Genomic DNA, 9,820 nt, shown 5'->3' with positions numbered 1-9,820 from the left:
GCTCACCACGCCGCTTCCCGTTTGTCGTTCGCCGCTGCCGCGGTGGCTTGCTGATCCACGCCAGGCTGGAAGCCGAGGATGAATTCGGCGGCCTTCGAGGCGGCGCTGGCGGCACGGACAATGGCGCGATTGTCCTCGCGCAGGACCGCCAGCCACGAGCCGATGTAGTCGGCATGGCGCACCGTCGGCACGATGGCGAGAGAAGCGCAGACAAAGGCCCCGGCCATCTCAGCCACCAGTTCCTCCCGCGCGTAGGATTTCGAGCCGAAGGAACCGGCCATATCACGCCCGAGGCGGGAGGAATGACCCGACCAATGCCCCAGTTCATGGAACGCGGTACGGTGCCAGTTGATGGGTTCGAAATAGGCGGCTGGCGGCGGGACCTGCACGAAGTCGCTCGCAGGGCTGTAGAAGGCGCGGCTGCCTCCGATCCGAAAATCCGCGCCGGTGGCCCGGATCAGCGCCTCTGCTTGCGGTTCGATCATGCCCGGCGGAGGCGGTGGTGCGACGGCGGCGACGTCCTCCGGAAGGTTCTCGCATTGATCGGCGTTGAAGACTGTGAAGCGTTTGAGGAATGGGACCGGCTGTGCTTCGTGCCCGCTCTCGCGGGCTCGGTTACGCTCATCGTCGGGCACGAAGCGGTCGGCGTAGAAGATGGTCGTCCCATGTTCTCCGTTCCTGACGTTGCCGCCGAGCCCAAGCGCCTGGCGGAATGTCAGCCAGCTCTGGCCGGTAAAACCGTGCTCGATGACCGCGCCCCACAGGATCAGAATGTTGATGCCGGAGTAGCGACGGTGGGTCGACGCGTTTTCCGGCATGGCGAGCGGCGCCTTTGCCGCCGCCGTGCCCCAGGGCTGCACCCATGGAATGCGTCCGGCTTCCAACTCGGCGATGATCTTGTCGGTGATTGCCGTATAGAGGCCTGGCCGGTCGTTGCCGGAACGGGCGCTAGCGGTGTTTCTGGGCATCGCGGTTCTCCGCGACGGGCGCCAGGAGCCTCTCTCCCGACCTTCAACCCGTCACGGCAAACCCGGTCTGCACTCTCACTCTCATCGACCCGTCTCGGTACCCAACGGCGGCAGGAAGTAGCATCGGCGTGGCCGATCTCACGTCAGGCATGGAAGCCCGTATGGGTGAAGGCCGTCGCAAATTGGTGCCCCACATTATAGCGCGTGTGCTTGGCTTTGGCGTCGACCGGCCCAGCATGCCGCTTGTTGGCAAGTGGTTCTTTGTCAAGGACGGCCAGGCGCTGGGCGCGGCTTTCCGAAGATGGTCTGATGAGCCTGACCTTGAGCGAGCCACGGCGATGTCATCACCGACAAACCGCGCGATGCTCAAGCAGATCGCGAGATTTCGGGCATAGCGGAAAATCTCGCGATGGTGGCGCCGCAGCCAAGCCGCGTTATTTGTTATAAGTCATCAACTGACTGAAAGCGTGGGCAGCCATGTGCAACGACTATGAGCAGCATATCGCCTGGGCCGAATATTGCAGGATGATGCAATTGCTGGCGCTCGACATTCCCACCCATCAAACCGAACTGGATTTGCCGCAGGCGGATGACATCCGCATCAGTGATCCCGCCCCGATCATGCGCGCCGCCGGCGACACGATCGAACTCACGCGCATGACCTTTGCCTTTCCGCCCTCCGGGCCCAAAGGCGGGCCGATCTTCAACTTCCGCTCGGAAGGACGGAACTTCTCCAACAGCAAGCGCTGCCTTATTCCGGCGTCGGCTTTCTTCGAATTCACCGGAAAGAAGTCTCCAAAGGCTAAGCATCGCTTCACGCTCAACGGCGCCTCGTTCATGGCGATCGCCGGCCTGTGGCGCGATGGCGAAGGCAACAAGCCCCCGACGTTCGCTATGCTGACGACGGAACCCGGCCCGGACGTGGCGCCCATCCACAATCGCCAGATTGTGGTTCTGCGCCCGGACGATTGGGCGGCATGGATCTACCTCACGAAACCCGAGGTGGAGCTGTTGAAGGCCCTGCCGGCCGGGTCGCTGGCGGTAGAAACCGTGCGACAAGGAAGCGACTAGCTCAGATGCCGGTGCGTTTTGCGCAAACACGGAAGATTCTTAGCGGCATCGCTGCGGCAATTGCGGCCCCTCGAGATCGCGGCTCGGGCCAAAGCGTCAGCACCTCGTTGTCATTGATTGCCGAGTGGCCACTTCCGCCATCAGCCACGCTTGGCTCGTCGGTGCGCACGAAAGGTATCGAGCGTGAAATACGTGCCCGCCTGCCATGGGCGGTGAGGAAGTACATCAAAGCCGAGACGGGTCGCATCACATTGCGGATGCGCGAAGACGATGCCGAAGAGTTCGAGGCCGCCTCGAACAAGATCGCCAAGACCCTGGAAACCATCGAAGTACTCCCGGTCCTGCCGCGCGAGGCGGAGGACATCCTCGCAATTTCTTCGCGTGAGCGTCACAAGTGGCTGAAAGACGGACGGCTGCAAAGCATTGGCACCCGCACCGTGAAGATGCGCGGTCGATCCAAGGCCGTCACCTTCCACGTGTTCGATCCCAAGCACATCGAGGACATCCTTGATCGTGATCTGCCAAGCCTTTGGCGCGAAGAAGACGCGCAGCAAGTTACAGAGAACAGGCGACGTGGCGCCGGCAAGGCTGCCCTGACGCGGGCGGGAAAGGGTAGCGAGAAGGTTCGCGGCGCCGGGAATAACCCCAGAGATGACGCTCCCCGGCCCAAGTTGAAGGGCTGGGACGCGTTCGACGACGAGGGCCTGCTCCGTTAGATCCGCCTTGTAGCCACTCGCGCGTCCAGAATGGACCCTGAGCGAAAGCTAACCGGGAGCCGAAACGATCTGCAGTCGCGATTGGCCGGTCCCGAACCATTCCATGCTGAAGGAGTTCTTCAAGCCGACAACAGCCCGTTTTTGAGGATGGCCAATGTTCGACAACTTCGTGCTTGAAATGATGGAAACCGAGGGCGGGCCGACAAGGCTTCGGCATGGCGGATCTGGGCCGCCTCTGCTTCTGATCCATGGCCATCCTCTCGCGCATATGACGTGGGGCCAGGTCGCGGACTTGCTGTCAGCAGATTTCAGGATCGTGTGCCCCGACCTTCCGGGCTTCGGTCGCTCCTACGTACCGGCCGATGACCCCGAGAGCAGGTTCTCGTCCAAGCGGGCAAAGGCTTCGGCGCTGGTGGAGGTGATGGAAAGGTTGGGCCACCACGCTTTCTTCGTCGCCGGGCATGATCGTGGAAGTCTGGTCGCTTTCAGAATGGCGATGGACCATCCCGACCTGGTGCGAAAGCTGATTGCCGTGGATGGGTTGCCAGTTATCGAGCATCTGGAACGGGCCGACTGGAACTTTGCCCGCGATTGGTACCACTGGTTCTTCTTTGCTCAACCCGAGAAGCCGGAACGGGCCATCCTGGCAGACCCGATGGCATGGTATAGTGACTTGCGGCCAGATGAGATGGGACACGATGCCTATGACGAATTGGTTTCATTCATCCACGATCCAGCCATCGTCCATGGCATGGTCGAAGACTACCGCGCTGGCATAAGGATCGACCATCGCCACGACCGCGAAGATCGAGATGCCGGCAGGAGGTGCGCTGTCCGATGCTCTGTCTTTGGTCACTCGACGACGATTTGGAGCAGATTTATGGCGATCCGGTTGCCATCTGGAAGCACTGGGCCGACGACGTGGGGGGCTACGGAATCAGGAGCGGGCACCATGTCGCCGAAGAAAATCCCGCCGCTCTCGCAGCAGCGTTCAAGGCCTTTCTCTGAAAAATGACAGAAGCACCGATTGAGCGATCGCCCATGCGTGTCGACGAACCCAGCCATTGTTCGGCAGACCCGTTCTTGCACCGCCCTATTTGAAATCCCGTGTCTTCACCTTGATCTGGTCGATGTGCAGATAGGGATCGATAATATTCCGCGGCCTCGGCCCCTTCGGCATGCCGCGCGGATCGGGCGTCGGGCTGCCATGATGGAATTCGTCGCCGCGGCCATGCGGCAGGGGAAAGGCAGACTCACGATCGCCAACGCTGGCCAGATCGGCGGAAAGATCGCTCAAACGATGAGCGACAAGATGGACCACCTCGCCTTCCCTTTGGATGCGACCATAAACGCCAATCATGCCGGCGCCGAGCACGACCCTGCGATATTTTTCGAAGACCTTGACCCACACGACCAGATTGGCAATGCCCGTCTCATCCTCGATTGTGATGAACATGACGCCCTTGGCCGAGCCAGGTCGTTGGCGGACCAGCACGAGGCCAGCCGCCTCCAGCCAGTGCCCGTCGCGCGCCTGCATGGCCTCGCGACACGAGACGATGCGCTTGCGCCCCAGGTCGGCGCGCAGGAAGGAAACAGGATGGTCGCGCAGGGTCAGTCCAACATGTCCATAGTCCTCGACCACTTCGCCGCCGGCGGTCATCGCACGCAGCGCGACAAGGGGCTCCTGGATCTCCGATACCGTCCGCTGCTCGCGGCCGGAGGCCGCCGCAAACAGTGGCAGCGGTTCGTCGCGCAGTGCCTTGATCGCCCACAGGGCCTCACGCCTCGCCAGCAATAGGGATGGTTGGAAAGCGTCAGCCTGGGCGAGTTCAACCAGAGAGGCAGCAGGAACACCGGCGCGGTGCCAGAGGTCATCCACCGACGCAAAGGGCTGGTCTGCGCGTGCGATGACAATGGTCGCAGCATCGGCGTTGGCAAGACCCCGGACCATGCGCAGACCAAGCCGGACAGCGAACCGACCGTCATCGGCGGTGGGCTCGAGCGTGCAATCCCAACGCGAGGCGTTGATGCAGACAGGGCGCGCTTCGACGCCATGGTCACGTGCATCGCGAACGATCTGCGCCGGCGCGTAGAAGCCCATCGGCTGAGCGTTGAGAAGAGCGGCGCAGAAGACATCGGGGTGATGGCATTTCATCCAGGACGAGGCGTAGGCGATCAGGGCGAAGCTGGCGGCATGGCTTTCGGGAAAGCCATAGCTGCCGAAGCCTTCGAGCTGCTTGAAGGTCTTTTCGGCGAACTCGCGCTCGTAGCCGTTCTTCACCATGCCGCCGATCAGCTTGGCGCCGAAGCTGGAAACGCCACCGGTGTGTTTGAAGGTCGCCATGGCGCGGCGCAACTGGTCCGCTTCGCCTGGCGTGAAGCCGGCGCATTCAATCGCCACCCGCATCGCCTGCTCCTGGAACAGCGGCACGCCCAGTGTTTTTCCGAGCACCTTTTCCAGCTCTGGCTTGCGATAGACGACGTCTTCCTTGCCTTCACGGCGGCGCAGATAGGGGTGCACCATGTCGCCCTGGATGGGACCCGGCCGGACAATCGCCACTTCGATGACGAGATCGTAGAAAGTACGCGGCTTGATGCGCGGCAGCATCGACATCTGGGCGCGGGATTCGATCTGGAAGGTGCCGAGCGTATCGGCCTTGCGGATCATCGCATAGGTGCGTGGATCCTCGGCAGGGATCGTCGCGAGATCAAGAGTGATGCCCTTGTGCTCGGCCAGCAGATCGAAACCGCGCTTCATGCAGGACAGCATGCCGAGCGCCAGCACGTCCACCTTCATGAACTTCAACGCGTCGATGTCGTCCTTGTCCCATTCGATAACCTGACGATCCTTCATCGCGGCTGGCTCGATCGGCACCAGATCGTCGAGCCTGTCGCGGGTCAGGACGAAGCCGCCCGGATGTTGCGACAAATGCCGCGGCGCGCCGATCAGCTGCCTGGCCAAGTCCAGCGCCAGACGCAGGCGACGGTCGCCGAGGTTGAGGTTCAGCTCCTCGGCATGTTTCGGCTGGACGCCTTCGTCCGACCAGCCCCACACTTGCGAGGACAGCATCTTGATGAGGTCTTCGGGCAGTCCAAGCGCCTTGCCGACATCGCGCAAGGCGCCCTTCGAGCGATAGCGGATGACCGTCGAGCAGAGCGCGGCGTGTTCGCGGCCATAGGTTTCGAACACCCATTGCATGACGATTTCCCGACGCTCATGCTCGAAATCGACATCGATGTCAGGCGGCTCACGCCGCTCCTCCGAGACGAAGCGTTCGAACAGCAGGTCATTGCGGTCGGGATCGATCGAGGTGATGCCGAGCACATAGCAGACGGCGCTGTTGGCTGCTGATCCCCTGCCCTGGCAGAGAATGCCCTGGCTGCGGGCAAAGCGAACGATCGAGTTGACCGTCAGAAAATACGGCGCGTATTGCAGCTTCTCGATGAGCTGCAACTCGTGCCTGAGCGTGCCAACGACCTTGTCCGGCACGCCCTCGGGAAAGCGCTCCGTCGCGCCCTCCCAGGTGAGTTTCTCCAAGGCTTGCTGCGGTGTCAGACCCGGCAGCATCCGCTCCTCGGGATATTGATAGGCAAGCTCGTCCAATGAGAACCGGCAGCGCTCGGCGATCTCGATCGTCCGCGTGAGCGCTTCGGGGGAGCGGCTGAACAGCCGTGCCATTTCATCGGGCCGCTTCAGATATCGGTCGGCGTGCCGCTCGCGCCGAAACCCGGCATCATCGATCATCACATTGTGCCGGATGCAGGTGACGACGTCCTGCAGGATGCGCCGTGACGGTTCGTGGAACAGGACATCATTGGTGACAACCGTTGGCACGTGCGCCTGTCCGGCAAGATTGGCCAGATCGTGCAGCCGCAGCGCCTCGTTGGGACGGCGCCGCAACGTCAGCGCCATATAGGCGCGATCGCCAAATGCCTCGCGCAACCGCCTGAGCCAGAGCGCGCATTCGTCGTCGGCCTGGTCGGGCACGAGCACTGCAAGGAGCCCCTCGCCATAGGCGACAACGTCAGCCCAATGCAGCACGCATTTCGCCTTGCCGCCACGCTTCTTGCCCAGCGACAGCAAGCGGCACAGCCGCGAGTAGGCCGCGCGACCGGTCGGGTAGACCAGGATGGAAATCTCTTCCACCAGATCCAGCCGGCAGCCGACGATCAGCCTGACGCCGGTTGCCTTTGCAGCCTCGTGCGCGCGGACAATGCCGGCCAGACTGTTGCGATCACAGATGGCAAGGGCGGGCATTCCCATGCTGGCTGCTTGCGCGAACAGTTCCTCACAGGAACTCGCGCCCCGCAGAAAGGAAAAATGCGAGGTGCATTGCAGCTCGACATAGCACGCGTTCATCCGAAGATGCCGTGCAGGAACCAGCGATGCGAGCCGGTCGCGGTATCCTCGCCGTCGCCTGCGCGATAAATCCAGAACCGCTCGCCGGCTTCGTCCTCGACCTGGAAATAGTCGCGCACGGCAGTTAGCTCGGCGTCGCGCTTCCACCATTCGCCGAAAACCCGCTCGGGACCATCGGCGCGCTTGATCCGTCGACGGATGCCTTTCCAGGTGAAGCTCGCCGGAGGATGGTCCGGTAGCAGCGCAATGGCCTCGATCGGCTCCGGCACGGCAAACAAGCGAGCCGGACGCGGCCAATGGTCTGGCCATGCGTCGCCGGTCTCAGCGGATGCAGCGGCTACACGCCGGAAAGAACGCTCGGGCACATCGCTGGCAACCGGGGTAAACCGATAGAGCTTTTCCTCACCGACACGGTTGCCGAGTGTGTCGATCAAATCCGAGATGTCTGCATCCCGTTGCTCGATCAGCGACGAAACGGTCTGCCTGGGGGCGAGTGATTCCGCCAAGGGCGCGGACAGGCGCATCAACTCGATGCCGAAACCCGGATCGACCATCTCGATCTTGTCGCAGAGCAACCGTGTCAGCCGCTTCACATCGCGGACAGGCAAGGCCATGCCGACGCGAACGGCTTCGATGCGGTTGTCGACGCGGTAGAGCAGCAGGTCGAGCCGCCGGGCCCCGAGGCCCTTGGTCTCGAGATCGACACACAGCGCTTGAACAAGCTTGCCGACATAGCGCGCGATTGTCTCGGCCGCACCGATGGGCTCGCCAAAGGCACGTTGGACTTCGACCACATCCGCTGATCGCACCGGCTCAATCGGCTCGGCGAGGCGTCCAGCAGCCTGGTCAAGCCGGCGGCCGAGTTCCGGCCCGAAGCGCAACGTCAGTGGCGCGCGCGGCTGCTGCAGAAGCTCGCCTACCCTGTCGAAGCCGAGAACCCGCAAACCCCTGACGATTGCGTCGGGCAACCGCAGTGCCGCGATGGGCAGTGGAAGAATCGCATCCTGCGTTGCGTTGACGGCGACCACGCTGACGGTCTGCTTCACGTATCGCGCCACCGCATGAGCAGCACCCCAGCTATCCGCTATGGCTGCGCGCGCCGAGAAGCCGACCTTGCCGAGATGTTCGACCATATCGGCCAGCATCAAGCGTTCACCGCCATGAAGATGATCGGCGCCCGTGGTATCCATCACCAATCCGTCGGGAGGTTCTGCTGCGACAATCGGCGCGTACCGCCGCAAAGCCCACAGGGCCAACCGATCCAATGCCTGCGCGTCTGCTTCAGGTTCGGCATCCATGACCGCCAGCCCCTGGACGAGGGCCTGTGCCTTGGTCGCGGGCATTCCGACGCGCAGGCCCGCTTCCAGTGCCGCGCGATCCACCGCAGTCACCAGGCGACGATTACCGTGCCGCCCGACCAGCACCAAAGGCTTATCCGGTGGCGGCGAGACGTCGCCCAATTTCCTTTTGAGCCGGTCGGTCGACCAGCTTGGAAGGAATAGCGAGACGACCCTTGGCATCACAAGCCTCCACTTCGATATCGAGTGTTTCCCCTCCACGAGACCGGATCAGTTCAAGTTGCCATCGCGCCCGACCAACGCCGGGCACAGGCAGCGGTCGCGACGGCAGCACGGAAACCCGCCAGCGGGTGACAGACGCCGTCGGCTGCCCGAAATCGGCGGCTTCGGTCTGGCGGCGCCAGCGGCGGATGGCGATGCCCATCGCGCCGGAGCCTTCCGATGCCAGTTGCAACCGGCGCGAGGAAGTCATGGACAGGCGCGCCACTTCCGCGACCACCGCTCCAAGACCGACATGCCGCAGACCTTCCTCGAAGCAGGCGAGCAAGGATTTGTCGTCACCGGCTTCAACATAGATCACCCGGTCGGGATGCAGTCCGACCTGTGCGATTGCCGGCGCAAACAGATCCTGGCGCGTCACGCACCACAGCACCTTGCCTTGCGTCCTCGCTGCAATCCCGGCTGCAAAAAGCGACGCTGCAGCGCCATCGATCGCTCCATTGCCGCCGCCGGCAACTTCATGAAGTGCGCCAAGCGCCACACCCCCGCCTGGCAGATGACTGTCGATCGAGGAGATTCCGAATGGGAGCACCGCTCTTTTGCGCGCATTACCGCCTTCGAGACGCGCAATGCGACCTCGCAGATCGGAAATAGCAGCGTTTGGCGTCGATGCACTCATCTGTCCCCTGAACGCGACATGCTGGCGGAATGTTCCTCATTTGTTCCCTTCCTAATAAAGAGTCAATGGCATGGCGAGGTGGTGCCGCGGAAGAAATTTTGTCGCGACCGCCCGGTGGCACCGAAAGAACCGTTTGCCAGCAGGACGAGGCGTCGAGGCCACCTGTCCTGTTGGGATGTTCGCGCCGGCGGTTGGCGGCGCACAAGGAAAAACGGCGTATAAACCGCAGTCCCGCGCGCGCCCGCAATGGCGGACATTGTCGCGCGCGGGACGGAGGAAATTCGCCCCCGCCGCGGGCGGTTAACAGGACAGCCGTAGGAGCGTCAGCATAGCGCCGGCCGCAGGACGGGACGCGGGACCGACTGTCCCCGTCCGCAGTGGTCCGTGTAGCAGCGGCCATGAATGCAGTTGCGTTGGGATTGAGCACGAAGCCTCAACCGATTGCCTGATGTACGCTATCCTATTGAAAAAACTACCCTATTTCCAAGCCATCAGGAGTCTATTGACAC

7 protein-coding genes and 1 pseudogene are annotated in these 9,820 nt (G+C 62.6%); 4 read left to right on the top strand and 4 right to left on the bottom strand.

Going from position 1 to position 9,820, the window contains the following annotated elements:
* Positions 1 to 2: 2 nt before the first annotated feature.
* A complete protein-coding gene (locus EN939_RS00690; RefSeq protein WP_127266535.1) occupies positions 3 to 968 on the bottom strand; it encodes an ArdC family protein in 966 nt (321 codons plus the stop codon).
* 128 nt (positions 969 to 1,096) lie between these two features.
* Here EN939_RS00690 and EN939_RS00685 point away from each other — a divergent pair, with 128 nt between their 5' ends.
* The 4 genes and pseudogenes from EN939_RS00685 to EN939_RS00670 all read left to right on the top strand — a co-directional run bounded on the left by EN939_RS00685 (position 1,097) and on the right by EN939_RS00670 (position 3,763).
* The gene (locus EN939_RS00685; protein WP_127266534.1) at positions 1,097 to 1,363 is read left to right on the top strand and encodes a hypothetical protein; all 267 of its coding nucleotides are present in this window, start codon (positions 1,097 to 1,099) and stop codon (positions 1,361 to 1,363) included.
* Between the two features lie 82 nt (positions 1,364 to 1,445).
* The gene (locus EN939_RS00680) at positions 1,446 to 2,039 is read left to right on the top strand and encodes an SOS response-associated peptidase (protein ID WP_127266533.1); all 594 of its coding nucleotides are present in this window, start codon (positions 1,446 to 1,448) and stop codon (positions 2,037 to 2,039) included.
* A 5-nt stretch (positions 2,040 to 2,044) separates the two neighbouring features.
* Entirely contained in the window at positions 2,045 to 2,755 is a 711-nt protein-coding gene (locus tag EN939_RS00675) for a hypothetical protein (protein ID WP_236383365.1), read from the top strand.
* A 154-nt stretch (positions 2,756 to 2,909) separates the two neighbouring features.
* Positions 2,910 to 3,763: pseudogene (locus EN939_RS00670) on the top strand (alpha/beta fold hydrolase).
* An 85-nt stretch (positions 3,764 to 3,848) separates the two neighbouring features.
* Here EN939_RS00670 and EN939_RS00665 read toward each other — a convergent pair.
* The 3 genes from EN939_RS00665 to EN939_RS00655 are packed head-to-tail and all read right to left on the bottom strand — an operon-like array spanning position 3,849 to position 9,311.
* A complete protein-coding gene (locus EN939_RS00665; RefSeq protein ID WP_127266532.1) occupies positions 3,849 to 7,115 on the bottom strand; it encodes an error-prone DNA polymerase in 3,267 nt (1,088 codons plus the stop codon).
* The gene (locus tag EN939_RS00660) at positions 7,112 to 8,635 is read right to left on the bottom strand and encodes a Y-family DNA polymerase (RefSeq protein ID WP_127266531.1); all 1,524 of its coding nucleotides are present in this window, start codon (positions 8,633 to 8,635) and stop codon (positions 7,112 to 7,114) included. The genes EN939_RS00665 and EN939_RS00660 overlap by 4 nt, the downstream gene beginning before the upstream one ends.
* Positions 8,547 to 9,311, bottom strand: a complete 765-nt coding sequence (locus EN939_RS00655) for an ImuA family protein (RefSeq protein ID WP_127266530.1) — start codon at positions 9,309 to 9,311, stop codon at positions 8,547 to 8,549. The genes EN939_RS00660 and EN939_RS00655 overlap by 89 nt, the downstream gene beginning before the upstream one ends.
* Positions 9,312 to 9,820: the final 509 nt, after the last annotated feature.

The organism is Mesorhizobium sp. M7A.F.Ca.CA.002.05.1.1 (assembly GCF_003998335.1).
Classification (GTDB): Bacteria; Pseudomonadota; Alphaproteobacteria; order Rhizobiales; family Rhizobiaceae; genus Mesorhizobium.
The sequence above is the reverse complement of the archived record's forward strand: the minus strand, read 5'-3'. Positions and strand labels throughout refer to the sequence as shown.